The sequence below is a fragment of the Cytobacillus sp. QJM3NY_8 genome (genome assembly GCF_056173585.1).
On sequence record NZ_CM149681.1, the window covers coordinates 2003252 to 2019177 of the forward strand.

15 protein-coding genes are annotated in these 15926 nt (G+C 42.5%); 12 read left to right on the forward strand and 3 right to left on the reverse strand.

The features are described from left to right. Positions 1 to 9: 9 nt before the first annotated feature. The 12 genes from AC0VZ9_RS10420 to AC0VZ9_RS10475 all read left to right on the forward strand — a co-directional run bounded on the left by AC0VZ9_RS10420 (position 10) and on the right by AC0VZ9_RS10475 (position 14442). Entirely contained in the window at positions 10 to 930 is a 921-nt protein-coding gene (locus AC0VZ9_RS10420; RefSeq protein ID WP_019381798.1) for a helix-turn-helix domain-containing protein, read from the forward strand. A gap of 120 nt (positions 931 to 1050) precedes the next feature. Then, positions 1051 to 1629 carry a CDP-diacylglycerol--glycerol-3-phosphate 3-phosphatidyltransferase gene (pgsA, locus tag AC0VZ9_RS10425; protein WP_009330671.1) on the forward strand — a complete coding sequence of 193 codons (579 nt, stop codon included), beginning with the start codon at positions 1051 to 1053 and terminating at the stop codon, positions 1627 to 1629. 27 nt (positions 1630 to 1656) lie between these two features. Beyond that, positions 1657 to 2907: a competence/damage-inducible protein A gene (locus AC0VZ9_RS10430; RefSeq protein ID WP_475397332.1), complete on the forward strand. Its 1251-nt coding sequence runs from the start codon at positions 1657 to 1659 to the stop codon at positions 2905 to 2907. A gap of 271 nt (positions 2908 to 3178) precedes the next feature. Further along, entirely contained in the window at positions 3179 to 4219 is a 1041-nt protein-coding gene (gene recA, locus AC0VZ9_RS10435) for a recombinase RecA (RefSeq protein WP_009330669.1), read from the forward strand. A gap of 775 nt (positions 4220 to 4994) precedes the next feature. Then, positions 4995 to 6557, forward strand: a complete 1563-nt coding sequence (gene rny, locus AC0VZ9_RS10440; protein WP_019381799.1) for a ribonuclease Y — start codon at positions 4995 to 4997, stop codon at positions 6555 to 6557. 129 nt (positions 6558 to 6686) lie between these two features. After that, on the forward strand, positions 6687 to 7484 hold the full coding sequence (locus AC0VZ9_RS10445) for a TIGR00282 family metallophosphoesterase (protein ID WP_009330667.1): 798 nt from the start codon (positions 6687 to 6689) through the stop codon (positions 7482 to 7484). A 279-nt stretch (positions 7485 to 7763) separates the two neighbouring features. Then, a complete protein-coding gene (spoVS, locus tag AC0VZ9_RS10450) occupies positions 7764 to 8024 on the forward strand; it encodes a stage V sporulation protein SpoVS (RefSeq protein WP_009330666.1) in 261 nt (86 codons plus the stop codon). A gap of 121 nt (positions 8025 to 8145) precedes the next feature. Beyond that, complete coding sequence (locus tag AC0VZ9_RS10455) at positions 8146 to 9102, forward strand: dipeptidase (RefSeq protein WP_197198918.1); 957 nt, start codon at positions 8146 to 8148, stop codon at positions 9100 to 9102. Positions 9103 to 9402: 300 nt separating this feature from the next. Further along, entirely contained in the window at positions 9403 to 11139 is a 1737-nt protein-coding gene (locus AC0VZ9_RS10460) for a 2-oxoacid:acceptor oxidoreductase subunit alpha (RefSeq protein WP_009330664.1), read from the forward strand. After that, positions 11140 to 12006 (forward strand): 2-oxoacid:ferredoxin oxidoreductase subunit beta, encoded by an 867-nt coding sequence (locus AC0VZ9_RS10465; RefSeq protein ID WP_009330663.1) that lies wholly within the window; start codon positions 11140 to 11142, stop codon positions 12004 to 12006. A 460-nt stretch (positions 12007 to 12466) separates the two neighbouring features. Next, the gene (gene miaB, locus AC0VZ9_RS10470) at positions 12467 to 14017 is read left to right on the forward strand and encodes a tRNA (N6-isopentenyl adenosine(37)-C2)-methylthiotransferase MiaB (protein WP_180321087.1); all 1551 of its coding nucleotides are present in this window, start codon (positions 12467 to 12469) and stop codon (positions 14015 to 14017) included. Beyond that, a complete protein-coding gene (locus AC0VZ9_RS10475; RefSeq protein ID WP_009330661.1) occupies positions 14017 to 14442 on the forward strand; it encodes a YlbF/YmcA family competence regulator in 426 nt (141 codons plus the stop codon). Before miaB ends, AC0VZ9_RS10475 begins: the two co-directional genes overlap by 1 nt. Positions 14443 to 14543: 101 nt before the next feature. Here the strand turns inward: AC0VZ9_RS10475 and AC0VZ9_RS10480 are convergent, their stop codons facing one another. The 3 genes from AC0VZ9_RS10480 to AC0VZ9_RS10490 form a co-directional block, all read right to left on the reverse strand. Continuing rightward, a complete protein-coding gene (locus AC0VZ9_RS10480; RefSeq protein ID WP_009330660.1) occupies positions 14544 to 14894 on the reverse strand; it encodes a hypothetical protein in 351 nt (116 codons plus the stop codon). Between the two features lie 65 nt (positions 14895 to 14959). After that, the gene (locus tag AC0VZ9_RS10485; RefSeq protein WP_009330659.1) at positions 14960 to 15256 is read right to left on the reverse strand and encodes a hypothetical protein; all 297 of its coding nucleotides are present in this window, start codon (positions 15254 to 15256) and stop codon (positions 14960 to 14962) included. A 44-nt stretch (positions 15257 to 15300) separates the two neighbouring features. Continuing rightward, the gene (locus AC0VZ9_RS10490; RefSeq protein WP_475397333.1) at positions 15301 to 15675 is read right to left on the reverse strand and encodes a hypothetical protein; all 375 of its coding nucleotides are present in this window, start codon (positions 15673 to 15675) and stop codon (positions 15301 to 15303) included. Positions 15676 to 15926: the final 251 nt, after the last annotated feature.

Consider the following 15926-nt stretch of genomic DNA (forward strand, 5'->3'; position numbering starts at 1 on the left):
TGTTGTAAATTGACAGAACTAGGAAATCGTTTAAAAGAAGCGCGGCTGGCTAAGGATATGAGCCTTGACGATCTGCAAAAGGTCACAAAAATACAAAAGCGCTATTTGATGGGTATTGAAGAGGGCGATTATAGCATGATGCCCGGGAAGTTTTATGTCAGGGCATTTATAAAGCAGTATGCTGAAGCGGTGGGAATTGAGCCTGAAGAAATTTTCGAGCAGTATAAAAATGACATTCCGGCACAGATGAATGATGATATTCCGGAAAAGCTATCCCGTGTTCAATCCAGAAAAGATCTTTCTGGCAGGACTTCAAAGGTATTCGATATTCTCCCAAAGGTACTTATTGGTGTCTTTATAATTGGTCTCATCGCAGTCCTTTATAATTTCCTGGGTGCCAAAGATCAGGCGGATAATGAAGAGCAGCCATCTGATCGGACAGATGGGCAGACGGTCATAGAAGAGTCTGAAAACCTTTCAGATAGTAAAAAAGATGAAAATGATAAAGATGAATCAGCAGGAGAGAAAGAAGAATCTGCTGACAAAGACTCTGCTGAGGAAACTGCCGAGGATCAAGAAGCCGAGGAAGCGCCAAAGCAGGAGGTTGCTGTGGTGCAATCCAGCGGAAATGGAACGGTTTATGAATTGAAAAATGCGGACAAGTTTGAACTGGAAGTTGTGTCTACAGGAGAAACTTGGGTGAATATCAAAAACGGCAAAGGAAATTCCTTCTACCAGGGAATGCTGACAGCTGATGGCACGAAAAGCCAGAAGGTAGACTTTTCAAAGGAAACAGAAGCTTCTATTGTAGTCGGAAATTCGACTCAAACTGAAATCTATGTAAACGGCGAAAAAATTGAGTATAAGGTGCCGCCTTCACAATCCGTCAAGCAGGATATAACCATTAAGTACGCGCCGAAGACCGAATAGTCATCTTCTTTAGATGACTATTTTCGCTTTTTATGTAAAAATTATCATTAAAAGGTTTGCAGCGAATGTCTGACACCTTTTTCTGCAAGAAGCTTCATTTACTATACTTGGAGGTAAAACATGAATCTGCCAAATAAAATTACAGTGTCACGTATCATGATGATACCCGTATTTCTGCTCGTAATGCTTGTTCCTTTTTCGTGGGGAAATATAGAATTCCTTGGAGCGGAAATGCCGGTAACCCACCTGATTGGAGCTCTTATCTTTATCATTGCTTCAGTTACCGATTGGGTTGATGGCTATTTTGCCCGCAAATACAATCTGGTTACAAATTTAGGTAAGTTTCTTGATCCGCTTGCAGACAAGCTCCTTGTCTCTGCAGCATTGATTGTCCTTGTTGATCTTGAGCTGGCTCCATCCTGGATTGTGATTATTATCATTAGCCGTGAATTTGCCGTAACAGGTTTAAGGCTTGTTCTGGCGGGGGAAGGAGAAGTAGTCGCAGCGAATCAGCTAGGCAAAATCAAAACATGGGCTCAAATTGTGGCCATTTCTTCACTGCTTTTACATAATATTATTTTTGAAATGGTTTCAATTCCGTTTGATCTGATTGCCCTTTGGGTTGCGATGTTCTTTACCATCTGGTCCGGCTGGGACTATTTTGCAAAAAACAAGCAGGCCTTCATTAACTCAAAATAATTTTTTTAGCCAGAAAGGGGCTTTTGAATGAATGCAGAAATTATAGCTGTCGGGTCTGAGCTTTTACTTGGACAAATCGTTAATACAAATGCCCGCTTTCTTTCCCGGCAGCTTGCTGAACTAGGCATTAATGTTTTTTACCATTCAGTGGTTGGCGATAACCCTGAGCGCCTGAAGTCTGTGATCAAAATTGCGGAAGATCGATCAGATCTGATCGTTTTCACTGGCGGGCTGGGGCCGACAAAAGATGATTTGACGAAAGAAACGATTGCCCGCCATCTAGGCAAAAAGCTTGTCATGGATGAGCAGGCGCTTGAATCCATACAGATGTATTTTAAACGGACCAACAGAGAGATGACTGAGAATAATAAAAAACAAGCACTTGTACTTGAGGATGCACAAGTACTTCCTAACGAGCATGGAATGGCTCCTGGAATGATTTCCGATAATGGCGGGCATGTTTTTATGCTACTTCCGGGACCTCCAAATGAAATGGAGCCTATGTTCCTGAAACATGCTTTTCCGGCCCTGCAATCCAAGCTGGGCACAGATGATATGATTGTTTCCCGGGTATTGCACTTTTTCGGGATTGGAGAAGCCATGCTTGAAACTGAGATTGAAGATATTATCGATGCGCAGAGTAATCCAACAATTGCTCCGCTTGCCTCTGACGGAGAAGTCACGCTAAGGCTTACGGCAAAGCATAGCCAGCCTAACACGGCAATGATGCTGATGGATGAAACTGAAGCTAAAATCCTCGGCCGTGTCGGCGAATTCTTCTATGGCTACGATGACACTTCCTTGATGCATGAGCTCACCAAGCTGATCAAGGAAAACAATATGACTATTTCCGCTGCTGAGAGTTTAACAGGCGGCATGTTTCAGCAGGAGTTTACATCCATTCCGGGAGCAGGCGGTCTTCTAAAAGGCGGAGTGGTTTGCTATACAAACGAAGTTAAGGCTGAGGTTTTAAAAGTTCGCAAAGAAACGATTGATAACTACGGGGTCGTCAGTGCTCAGTGTGCAGCAGAGCTTGCTGAGAATGTCGCCAGTCTGACTAACTCAGATATCGGAATCAGCTTCACAGGTGTTGCTGGTCCTGACGAACTGGAAGGCAACCCGGTGGGAACCGTATATATAGGCATCTGGATAAAAGGTAAGCCTGTCCAGACTGAAAAGCTGAACCTTGGGGGAACCAGGGCGGCAAACCGTGTCCGTACGGTAAAATATGGCTGCCATTTTCTTATAAAAGCATTAAAAGAATGTCAGAGCGCCTGAAAAGCGTTCTGATTTTTTAATAGCCTGAAAAATAGACAGAATTCTTATCGAAATGCCATTTCTTCTATTGATTCACATCTGAAAATTACATTTTCCACAGCATGAATTGATATTTTCGGGCAAAATGTCCAGGTGAAAAAAATCGAATGGATGTTCGACTTTTTGCTCGACAAATGCATTGAAAAGGTTTATAGTAGAGTTAGGTTTTGAGATGAGACAAAACGAATCTAATCAAAAGATAGATTCGTCTATATAAAAGGAGGAACTATTAGTGAGTGATCGTCAAGCAGCTCTTGAAATGGCGTTAAAACAAATAGAAAAGCAATTTGGTAAAGGTTCTATTATGAAGCTTGGTGAACAGACTGACCGCAAAATTTCCACTGCACCAAGCGGATCCCTTGCCCTTGATGCAGCTCTTGGGGTAGGGGGCTATCCAAGAGGACGCATTATTGAAATTTATGGACCTGAGAGCTCAGGTAAAACAACTGTAGCCCTGCATGCAATTGCAGAGGTTCAGGCAAGCGGCGGACAAGCTGCTTTTATCGATGCTGAACATGCTCTAGACCCTGTTTATGCACAAAATCTTGGTGTGAATATTGATGAGCTTTTACTTTCCCAGCCGGATACAGGAGAGCAGGCACTTGAAATTGCAGAAGCACTTGTTCGAAGCGGAGCTGTTGATATTCTGGTAATTGACTCTGTTGCAGCCCTTGTGCCAAAGGCTGAAATTGAAGGGGAAATGGGTGATTCCCATGTTGGTTTGCAGGCCCGCCTTATGTCCCAGGCACTTCGTAAACTATCAGGCGCAATCAACAAATCTAAAACCATTGCGATTTTCATTAACCAGATCCGTGAAAAAGTCGGAGTTATGTTCGGAAACCCTGAAACCACTCCTGGCGGACGCGCTTTGAAATTCTACTCTTCTGTCCGTCTTGAAGTGCGCCGTGCAGAAACTCTTAAGCAGGGCAATGAAATGGTTGGTAATAAGACAAAGATCAAAGTTGTCAAAAACAAAGTCGCACCTCCATTCAGAGTGGCGGAAGTAGATATCATGTACGGTGAAGGAATCTCTAAGGAAGGCGAAATCATCGATCTTGGCTCTGAACTGGATATTGTCCAAAAGAGCGGCTCATGGTACTCATACAATGAAGAGCGCCTTGGCCAAGGCCGTGAAAACGCCAAAGTATTCCTAAAAGAAAACCCTGAAATCCGCCTCACTATCCAAAAACAAATCCGTGAACACTATGGACTTGATGGAGATAAAGTAATCAGCGGAGACGAAGAGCAGGAAGAATTCGAGCTGATCGATTAATACAAAGCAAAAGCAAAGCCCGGGCGGCTTTGCTTTTCTTATAGGTATGAAATTATGTAAACGGGAAGGTTACATGTGGATTTGAGCTCATGGTACGACAGTTCATCAGTAGTATTGAAAATATCCTTTGAAATATCGGTTTAAGGGTTTTGATAACTAAAAATTACTTAATTAGTACATGCTGATTGTAGTGGGAGGCGCGAGATCCTCGAAAATGCTAACGCATTTTCTTCGTGCGGTGTTTAACAGAGGAGCTTACTCGATGTCCTGCGGGAGTGCGGTAAACGGGAGATCCCGTTGGCGCGAATGCGCTGAGGAGGCTCCCGGACCGCCCTCGGCCGCTGAGTGAATGCATCAGAAATCAACACCCATATTCAACGGACGCTAAACAAAATCTTAATTGTAACCAGTTGTAATCTTAAGATATAAAAAAATGAATTGACTAAATGATCAAAAGTGTTCAAACCAATCGAAATATTAAGAAAAGCCTATAGGACAAACCCTTGACAATGAAATTCCACAGCTTTACAATTAAAAATGTATATTTTACATTTTATATGTAAAGAAATTCTTACTGAGTTAGACTTTGTCTTTCTCCAGGCTCCATTGGCTATTCATACGTTAATATTATGCCAGCCCTCAAATGGATGCCCAGTGCTTTATTGAGATTGAAACGTTTAAAAGCCTTAGTGCTGTATGTTGAATTGGACAATGTACATGCCGACACTTTAAAAAACGTAACACAAACAAGTTCATAGCAAGAGGAGGTGAAATGATGGATCTAGTAACAGCAATCATCTCCATTTTGCTTGGCCTAATCGTCGGTGCTATTGTTGGCTATTTTGTTCGCAAATCTATTGCCGAAGCAAAAATTGCAGGAGCTAAAGATGCTGCTGAGCAGATTTTGGAAGACGCAAAGCGAGAAGCTGAGGCTACGAAGAAAGAAGCCCTGCTTGAAGCGAAAGATGAAATTCACAAGCTTCGCACAGATGCGGAAAGTGAAATTCGTGATCGAAGAAATGAACTGCAAAAACAAGAAAATCGCTTAATGCAAAAAGAAGAGAACCTTGATCGCAAAGATGAAACGTTAGATAAACGTGAAGCGCTTTTAGAAAAGAGGGACGATTCTCTTAGCAAAAGACAACAGCATATTGAAGAGATGGAAAGCAAAGTGGACGAGATGATTAAAGAGCAGCAAGCTGAGCTGGAACGCATCTCAGGCTTGACTCGTGAAGAGGCAAAGTCCATCATTTTAGAGCGCACGGAGCAGGAAGTGGCTCACGATGTCGCTATTATGGTAAAAGAGAGCGAGACTAGAGCGAAAGAGGATGCAGATAAGAAAGCGAAGGAAATCTTGTCACTGGCTATCCAAAGATGTGCAGCTGATCATGTAGCAGAAACTACAGTATCAGTTGTCAACCTGCCAAATGATGAGATGAAAGGGCGCATTATTGGCCGTGAAGGCCGTAATATCCGTACTCTTGAAACTCTGACTGGAATTGATCTCATAATCGATGATACGCCGGAAGCGGTTATTTTATCCGGTTTTGATCCGATTCGCCGTGAGACTGCACGCTTAGCTTTAGACAAACTGGTTCAGGACGGACGCATCCATCCAGCTCGGATTGAGGAGATGGTTGATAAGGCCCGCCGTGAAGTGGATGAACACATCCGCGAAATTGGTGAACAAACTACTTTCGAGGTTGGTGTTCACGGTCTGCATCCAGATTTAATCAAAATTCTTGGCCGTTTAAAATTCCGTACAAGCTACGGTCAGAATGTGTTAAAGCATTCAATGGAAGTGGCTCAGCTTTCAGGTTTGCTGGCGGCCGAATTAGGACAGGACGAAACATTGGCACGCCGTGCTGGATTGCTTCATGATATTGGAAAAGCAATCGACCATGAGGTGGAAGGAAGCCATGTTGAAATCGGTGTGGAACTTGCCACTAAGTATAAGGAGCATCCTGTTGTCATCAACAGTATTGCTTCCCACCATGGTGACACAGAGCCTACTTCGATCATTGCCGTGCTTGTCGCTGCAGCTGATGCTTTATCAGCAGCAAGACCTGGAGCAAGAAGAGAGACTCTTGAGAATTATATTCGACGTCTGGAAAAGCTTGAAGAGATTTCAGAATCCTATGATGGTGTTGAAAAATCATTTGCCATTCAGGCAGGACGGGAAATTCGCATTATGGTTAAGCCTGAACAAATTGATGACCTTGAATCTCATCGTTTGGCAAGGGATATCCGTAAGAAGATTGAAGAGGAACTTGATTACCCGGGCCACATCAAGGTCACGGTTATCCGTGAAACGAGGGCCGTTGAATATGCAAAATAAAGCGATGCACATGCATCGCTTTATTTCTTTTTCGGGGTGTGCTTTATATTGATGCAGGAAACTGTGTTAAACTAATAAAAAAGACTGGAAAAGCATACATATATCTTTAAAAACAGAAAGGGATATGACATGAATATATTGTTTGTCGGAGATGTAGTGGGATCCCAGGGGCGTGATATGATCACTGAATATGTACCGAAGCTAAAAGAAAAATACCGCCCGCATATCACGATTATTAATGGGGAAAATGCAGCAGGGGGAAAGGGAATAACAGAAAAGATATACCGGGGATTTCTGGAGGCCGGTGCTCAGGCGGTAACGCTCGGTAATCATACATGGGATAACCGGGAGATTTTTGAATTCATTGACCGCGCTAAATACATGGTCCGTCCGGCCAATTTTCCTTCAAATAATCCTGGCAAAGGCATGGTGTTTTTAAAATTCAATACAGAGGAAGTAGCGGTTATCAGCCTTCAGGGCAGGACTTTTATGAATACAAGTGATTGTCCTTTCCAAAAGGCGGATGAACTGATAAAGGAAGCCCGTGAAAGGACTCCGTTCATTTTTGTTGATTTTCATGCGGAAGCAACAAGTGAAAAACAGGCAATGGGCTGGTATTTGGATGGAAAAGTATCAGCAGTAGTAGGTACGCATACGCACGTGCAGACAGCCGATAACCGTGTTTTGCCTGGCGGGACAGCTTTTATGTCTGATGTAGGAATGACAGGCCCTTATGACGGTATCCTTGGTGTTGAAAAAGAAGCTGTGATCAAAAGGTTTTTGACTGGATTACCGGTTCGATTTGAGGTTCCGAAAGAAGGCAGGACCCAATTAAGTGCAGCATTCATTGAGCTGAACCCAAAAACGGGGCTCGCAAAAAAAATTGACCGGATCTTAATTAACGATGACCACCCTTTTTACACATAAACAGATAAAAAACTGCATTCGGATGTCCGAATGCAGTTTTTAGTTTTTTCATGAAAATCAGCCTGAAACCCTGCTTTTTTTGTCCAAGCCGGAATATGTGAATTCCAAGCTGAATATAGTAGCAATGGAATGATATATAGACCTGGTGCTAAATTCCATCAAAGCAGTATGACATGAACGGAAAGTAATTGCCTCTCTGAAGGCATTCGGCCTTTGCAGAAGGCGAATCAGCGCTTTGAGCAATGCATACAGGAGGGGTAAAACGAGGAGGAGCTAGGAATGGAAATATTAAAAGTTTCAGCAAAATCTAATCCTAATTCTGTAGCTGGTGCGCTTGCTGGAGTTCTTCGCGAAAGAGGAAATGCAGAAATCCAGGCAATTGGTGCGGGTGCATTGAACCAGGCTGTTAAGGCAGTAGCGATCGCAAGAGGATTCGTAGCGCCTAGCGGAGTGGATTTAATTTGTATCCCTGCATTCACGGATATTCTGATTGACGGCGAAGAGCGGACTGCCATTAAGCTGATTGTGGAGCCGCGTTAGCCAAAAGCTTCAGAATGGGAAATCATCCATTGTCATATGCATAAGTCAGCAAAATATAAATTCGTGAAAAAATATTAAAACCTGTTTGCATCATAGGCAAACAGGTTCTTTTTTTAATAAGATGAAGCTATACAGAAAAAGGGAGGAAGACAGCGTGAAAATATTTGATGCACATTGTGATGTCCTATATAAAATGTTTTTGAACAGAGAGGTTGATTTTAAAAATTCAGGAAGTCTTCAGGTAAACATGGAAGGTCTGCAGGCCTCCCGTTTCAAAGTTCAGTGCTTTGCCATATATGTTCCTGAATCTGTACATCCGGAAATGAAGTTCAACGCGGCCCTATATATGGCCGATCTGTTTTACGACAAAGTGCTTAAGCCCAGCCCTCAATTAAAGCTCATTAGAAGCAGCCGGGACATCGACCTGCTGCAGGATGATGAAATAGGGGCAGTGCTGACACTGGAGGGATGTGATGCCGTTGGCTGCGATCTGCTGAAATTAAAGACGCTTCTCAGGCTGGGGGTGTCTTCAGTGGGACTGACCTGGAATTATGCAAACTGTGCTGCTGATGGAGTGCTTGAAGAGAGGGGGGCAGGGCTTTCCTCGTTTGGCAAGCAAGTGGTTTATGAATTAAATGCCAGCAAAGCATGGTGCGATGTATCCCATCTCTCTGAACGCGGGTTCTGGGATGTGATGGAATGGGCGGATTATCCTTTTGCCTCTCACTCGAACTGCTATTCGCTGTGCCCAAATCCCCGCAATTTATCAAACGAACAGATTGAAGCCCTGATTGACCGGGACAGTGTTATGGGCATTACATTTGTGACGGAGTTTTTATCAGGAAAACAATCAGCCACAATTACTGATATCCTAAGACATCTTGAACATGTTTGTTCACTTGGAGGAGAAAATCATGTTGGATTTGGTTCGGATTTTGACGGCACCGATGGAAGAGTTACAGGTTTGGAGGATGCAAGAAAATACGACAGCCTGATAAATGAACTAATAAAATATTATTCTGATATACAAGCTGAAAATTTTCTATTTCGGAATTTTTATAGCAGATTTCCAAGGTGAAAATGGTGAAAAAACTGTATATCAAGGGTTGTTAGAGACCTATTGAATCCAAAATAGAATGATCTTTTTAGTATTTTTCAAAAAATAAAAAAATATTCATCTTTTAGCCAATAAATATTCAGAAAGGGTTGCTTTTTTAGACGCATAGGTCTAGAATTGAAAGCGTTTAGTACCCATCCATCTTCCAAAAATATAGCCTTAAAGGCATGTTGAATGACCGGTTTGACTGGACAAGTACTACACTGATATTAAATAAACGTTTTTACATAATTTCTTAACGTATCTAAAGGGGTGTAAGACATGATCAATCAACTTTCATGGAAAGTTGGAGGACAGCAAGGGGAAGGTATTGAAAGTACCGGGGAGATTTTTTCCATTGCGCTAAATCGTTTAGGCTACTACCTGTACGGTTACCGCCACTTTTCATCACGTATTAAGGGCGGGCACACGAACAACAAGATTCGCGTCAGCACGTCACAAATTCGTTCTATTTCGGACGATTTAGATATTCTGGTAGCTTTTGACCAGGAAACAATCGATTTAAACTACAAAGAACTACACGATAAAGGGATCATGATTGCAGATGCAAAGTTTGATCCTAAACAGCCAGAAGATACGAATGCAGCTTTGTTTGCAGTCCCTTTTACAGAGATTGCTACAGAGCTTGGAACATCCCTGATGAAAAACATGGTTGCTGTTGGTGCGACATGTGCGGTTCTAAATTTAGATATTAAAGTATTTGAAGAAGTAGTTCAAGAGATTTTTGGGCGAAAAGGACAGCAGGTTGTCGATAAGAACATGGAAGCCATTCAGGCTGGCTTTGATTTCATGAAAGAAAAGCTTAGTGATGATGTGGAATTAATGGAGCTTGAAAAAGCTGACGGGCTGAAGCGTTTATTCATGATCGGAAACGATGCAATCGCTCTTGGTGCGCTGGCAGGCGGATGCCGCTTCATGGCCGCTTACCCAATAACACCTGCATCCGAAATCATGGAATATCTGATTAAAAAGCTTCCGGCACTTGGCGGATCTGTCATCCAGACAGAAGATGAAATTGCCGCAGTTACTATGGCAATAGGTGCAAACTACGCAGGTGTCCGCTCACTTACAGCATCTGCTGGTCCGGGACTTTCCCTTAAAATGGAAGCGATAGGCCTTTCAGGGATTACTGAAACACCGCTTGTTATCGTTGATACGCAGCGTGGCGGCCCTTCTACAGGACTTCCGACAAAGCAGGAGCAATCTGACTTAATGGCAATGATTTACGGAACTCATGGCGAAATTCCAAAAATCGTGCTTGCTCCAAGTACGGTACAGGAAGCATTCTATGATACGGCTGAAGCTTTCAACCTTGCGGAAGAATATCAGTGCCCGGTTATTGTTCTCTCAGATTTGCAGCTTTCCCTTGGAAAGCAGACAGTGGAGCCGCTTGATTTCAGCAAAGTGGAAATCCGCCGTGGAAAGCTTGTTACAGGAGATCTTCCTGAAATTGAAAACAAAGGCTACTTCAAGCGCTTTGAGGTTACAGAAGATGGAGTTTCACCTCGCGTAATCCCAGGTATGAAGAACGGAATTCACCATGTGACAGGTGTGGAACATGATGAAACTGGAAAACCTTCAGAATCAGCTGCAAACCGGAATGCGCAAATGGATAAGCGTTTCCGCAAGATTGAAAATATTAAATTCAATACACCTGTTCACAAGCATGCTCCTCATGAAGAAGCAGACTTGCTGATTGTCGGCTTCAACTCAACACGCGGTGCAATTGAGGAGTCAATGAGCAGACTGGAACAGGACGGTATTAAAGTGAACCATGCACAAGTTCGCCTAATTCATCCTTTCCCAACTGATGAGTTATTGCCGCTTGTGAAATCAGCTAAGAAAATCGCTGTAGTTGAAAACAACGCTACAGGACAATTAGCGAACATCATGAAGATGAACGTCGGACATGCTGAGAAAGTACATAAGCTATTAAAGTACGACGGAAATCCATTCTTGCCGCATGAAATTCACACAAAATGCAAGGAGTTGTTCTAAATGGCCACATTTAAAGATTTTCGTAATAATGTAAAACCAAACTGGTGCCCAGGTTGTGGAGACTTCTCCGTGCAGGCTGCGATTCAGCGTGCGGCAGCAAATGTTGGTTTAGAGCCTGAGAACTTAGCTGTTGTATCAGGCATCGGATGTTCCGGACGTATTTCCGGCTATATCAATTCTTACGGTTTCCACGGCATTCATGGGCGTTCACTTCCAATCGCCCAGGGTGTGAAAATGGCAAACCGCGATTTAACAGTTATCGCATCCGGTGGTGACGGAGATGGATTTGCGATCGGTATGGGCCATACGATCCATGCGATCCGCCGTAATGTGAACATCACTTATATCGTCATGGATAACCAAATCTATGGTTTAACAAAAGGACAGACTTCACCGCGTTCTGCGGCTGGCTTCAAAACTAAGTCCACTCCTCAAGGTTCTATTGAGCAGGCGATTTCTCCAATGGAAATGGCATTAACTGCTGGTGCGACTTTCGTGGCACAAAGCTTCTCAACTGACCTTAAAGATCTGACTGCGTTAATCGAAGCTGGCATTAAGCATGATGGCTTCTCTTTAATTAATGTGTTCAGCCCATGTGTTACATACAATAAAGTAAACACATATGACTGGTTTAAAGAAAATCTGACTAAGCTTAGCGATGTGGAAGGCTATGATAATTCTAGCCGTGAAATGGCCATGCAGACTCTTATGAAGCACAGCGGCCTTGTAACTGGATTAATCTATCAGGACACAGAGCGGAAGTCTTATCAGGAATTGCTTTCAGGTTACTCTGAAACTCCTTTATCACAAGCAGATCTTGAACTAGATCAAGCTCACTTTGATAAACTTGCAGCTGAATTTATGTAATGGAAAGAAGCTCGGGGCTCCCGGGCTTCTTTTTTTGAGGCAGATACGGCTATTGTGAATTTGGCGAATAATATGTAAAAACTGGGGATATGAAAGCAGGATTGAAGTAGCAATCAGAAAAATAAGGAAAGTTTAGAGTAATCCGGGATAAAAATCTGCAAAATGTGGAAAGCATTCCACCAGAGACGAAGCTTAGGGAGATTGAATATAATGTGACACTTATCACACACAAAATGTTAATTTTAGTCTAGTATTAGTGGTTGTGCAGGGTTAAAACTTTACCAGAACGTACATACAAGTAATAGCTGCTGATAAGAGGCTGAGTGCGGTTTTCTATTGTTTTAACTATAAGAAAGCCTTATACTATAATAATGTGCACATATATAAAATGCACACCAATAATAGCTGAAAAATGAGTTTAAATGATAGATGCTGCTCAGGAGAAAGAGAAAGGGGATACATGATGAACGAAAAACAGCGTTTAGAAAGCCAGCAAGTGCAAACAGCAAATCCTTCGGACAAAAAATCCGTCAAGGATTACAGCAAATACTTTGAAACTGTTTATACTGCACCTTCCTTAAAGGAAGCGAAAAAACGCGGTAAAGAAGAAGTGAAATATCATAAAGACTTTAACATTCCAGAAGAATTTCATGGAATGGGGAATGGCCGCAAATTCTATATCCGCACTTACGGCTGCCAGATGAATGAGCATGATACCGAAGTTATGGCTGGTATTTTCCTTGGTCTTGGCTATGAGCATACAGAATCAGTGGAAGATGCAAATGTCATTTTGCTTAATACATGTGCCATCCGTGAAAATGCGGAGAATAAAGTATTTGGCGAACTTGGCCATCTTAAACATTTAAAAAAGGAAAATCCCGATCTTCTAATTGGTGTCTGCGGATGTATGTCACAGGAAGAATCTGTTGTTAACAAGATTCTTAAAACATATAACCAGGTAGATATGATATTTGGAACACACAACATCCACCGTCTTCCTAACATTCTTCAAGAAGCGTATATGTCGAAGGAAATGGTTATAGAAGTATGGTCTAAGGAAGGGGATGTTATTGAAAACCTTCCAAAAGTGCGCCGCGGCAATATTAAAGCATGGGTCAACATTATGTATGGCTGTGATAAGTTCTGTACGTACTGCATCGTACCTTATACACGAGGAAAAGAGCGGAGCAGACGTCCTGAGGATATCATTCAGGAAGTGCGCCAGTTAGCGGCACAGGGCTACCAGGAAATTACCCTGCTTGGGCAAAACGTAAACGCGTATGGAAAAGACTTTGAGGATATGAATTACGGTCTTGGCGATTTAATGGATGAAATGCGCAAAATAGACATTCCGCGAGTCCGCTTTACAACAAGTCATCCGCGCGACTTTGATGATCATCTGATTGAAGTGCTGGCCAAAGGCGGCAATCTGGTAGAGCATATTCACCTTCCAGTTCAATCGGGTTCAACAGATGTACTGAAAATCATGGCCCGTAAATATACAAGGGAACAATACTTGGAACTTGTTCGCAAGATTAAAGCGGCTATTCCAGAGGCTACTTTCACAACTGATATCATCGTCGGCTATCCTAATGAGACAGAAGAGCAATTCGAAGAAACAATATCCCTGTATCGGGAGGTAGGCTTTGAAGCTGCTTATACATTCATTTACTCACCTCGTGAAGGCACACCAGCGGCCAAAATGGTGGATAATGTGCCAATGGAAGTGAAGAAAGAACGTCTTCAGCGCCTGAATGCAGTTGTTAATGAATTATCGGCAGAAGCAATGAAAAAATATAAAGGCCAGACTGTCGAAGTTCTTGTGGAAGGGGAAAGCAAGAACAATCCTGAAATTCTTGCAGGGTACACAAGAAAGAACAAGCTGGTAAACTTTAAGGGACCGAAAACAGCGATCGGCAAAATTGTGAATGTCAAAGTAACTGATGCGAAGACTTGGTCCCTAAACGGAGAAATGGTAGAAGAACTAGACGCGGTTGAGGTGAAGCAGTAATGGCTAAATACACAAAAGATGAGATTGTAGAACGTGCTAAGGAATTGGCACGCATGATTGCAGAGACAGAAGAAGTGGATTTCTTCAAGCGTGCTGAAGCACAGATTAATGAAAACGATAAGGTTAGTGCTACCATTACAACAATCAAAGGCTTGCAAAAGCAGGCTGTGAATCTTCAGCACTATGGTAAAGCTGAAGCATTAAAGAAAACGGAAGAAAAAATTGCCCAATTGGAACAGCAGCTGGATGAAATCCCGGTTGTTCAGGAATTCAAGCAATCCCAGGTGGATGTTAATGAATTGCTGCAGATTGTGGCTAATACGATTTCCAACACTGTAACAGACGAAGTCATTACTTCTACAGGCGGAAATCTCCTGAGCGGCGAAACAGGATCAAAAATCAGCAACAGCAGCTGTACACATTAATAAACAGATAGTGAAACACCCTGCACCAATTGGTGCAGGGTGTTTTTACGTTCTATATTTAAGGGAGGAATTGGTATTGGCCATGGGTTGTGGGGGGCCTTTTATTGGTTTCGCAATAGTTCTACTGCCTTTAAAAATTCTTTTCTGTACTCCTGCTGTTCGATGATTGCTGCATTTAACGTTGACAGCAGGGATTGATTCAGCATTTTAGTCCCTGCATCATCAGATTTTTTGTCCAAAAAGTTGAGGAGAAAAGTATACACAAGAAGCAATGTCGAGTAATTATCCACATATGTGAGATTGATGGCCCGTCCGCCCTTTCCGCCGGCAGCATGGTTATTAATCGACGGTATTCCGGCTTCTGCAGCCATATCAATAAACTCCTTTGGAATACCCAGCTGCTTGAGGACTTCCGGATCCAGATCCAGCTTTTGCATATTTTGACTTAGCATGGTACTCCCTCCCTTCTTTTTGGACATTTTTAGACTCTGCATAGAAAGAATTGCTTTATCTTTAATTACGCTTTGTTGCTTTGCTGCTGAGTTGTAGTGTTCACAGAAATGGCTGTGGAGTCTCCTCCATTTGCAATATTGTATTGGGCTGAAAGAATTGGAATGTTGATCAGTGCAGCGTTAACAGCAAATCCTCCACCAGAAATCGGCAATTGGCCGTTTAGGTTTGTTTGAGGAAGGTTTGCTTGTGCAGCGAAAGTAAAAGCTTCCGCTTCATTGCCGCTGTCTGCTCCATTTACTGCTCCGCCGCTCGGCAATACGCCATTGTCTTTTTCGTAATCATCATAGCATCTTGATAGCATATTTTTTCACCTCCTTCAATTGATTGAAGTGGCTGTTTTCCAGATTATGAGTCTTTCTTCATCATGTCTGAAAGATCCAGATCCAGAAGTTTCTTACGGTTTACAGATAGTTTCACCTGTTTATAATCCTCGGATGTTTCCACAACAGGCAGCAGATTTTTTAATGCAGGAATCATATTCCCGATCCCGGAGGAATTTTTTGTGAAGAGCCCTTCTAAGTTTCTCAACGGCTTAAGAGATTCCATAAGATTTCCTTTTAACTCTTCAGACTGAATTTTTTCTAATCCTTTTGTATAGAATCCGCCCAATGTTTCCGTAAACTTGGCCACCATTTCTTCTGCATATTGTTTTGCTTCTTCCCCTGTCATCTCTTTGCCATTGATTGAAACTTTATAGTTGGAGTTCTCCTTGTCTGCCATTCCTGTTCACCTCCTTATCGATAGTTTATTATATTGATTCAAGAGCCAAGCTGTCTCCGCAAATGCAGTAGGACAAACGTGCATTTTTCAATTACATACCTATTAGTGAGTTTTAAGTCCTTACCATAGGCAGGCAGTTTCCTTATTTATATAGAGAATTCTCCTGCTGGATTTGTTCAGACCGGAACATTCGCCCGCTCCCGGCATACTATAAATCATGCCAATACTTTTGCCTAACATTCATAAAAATT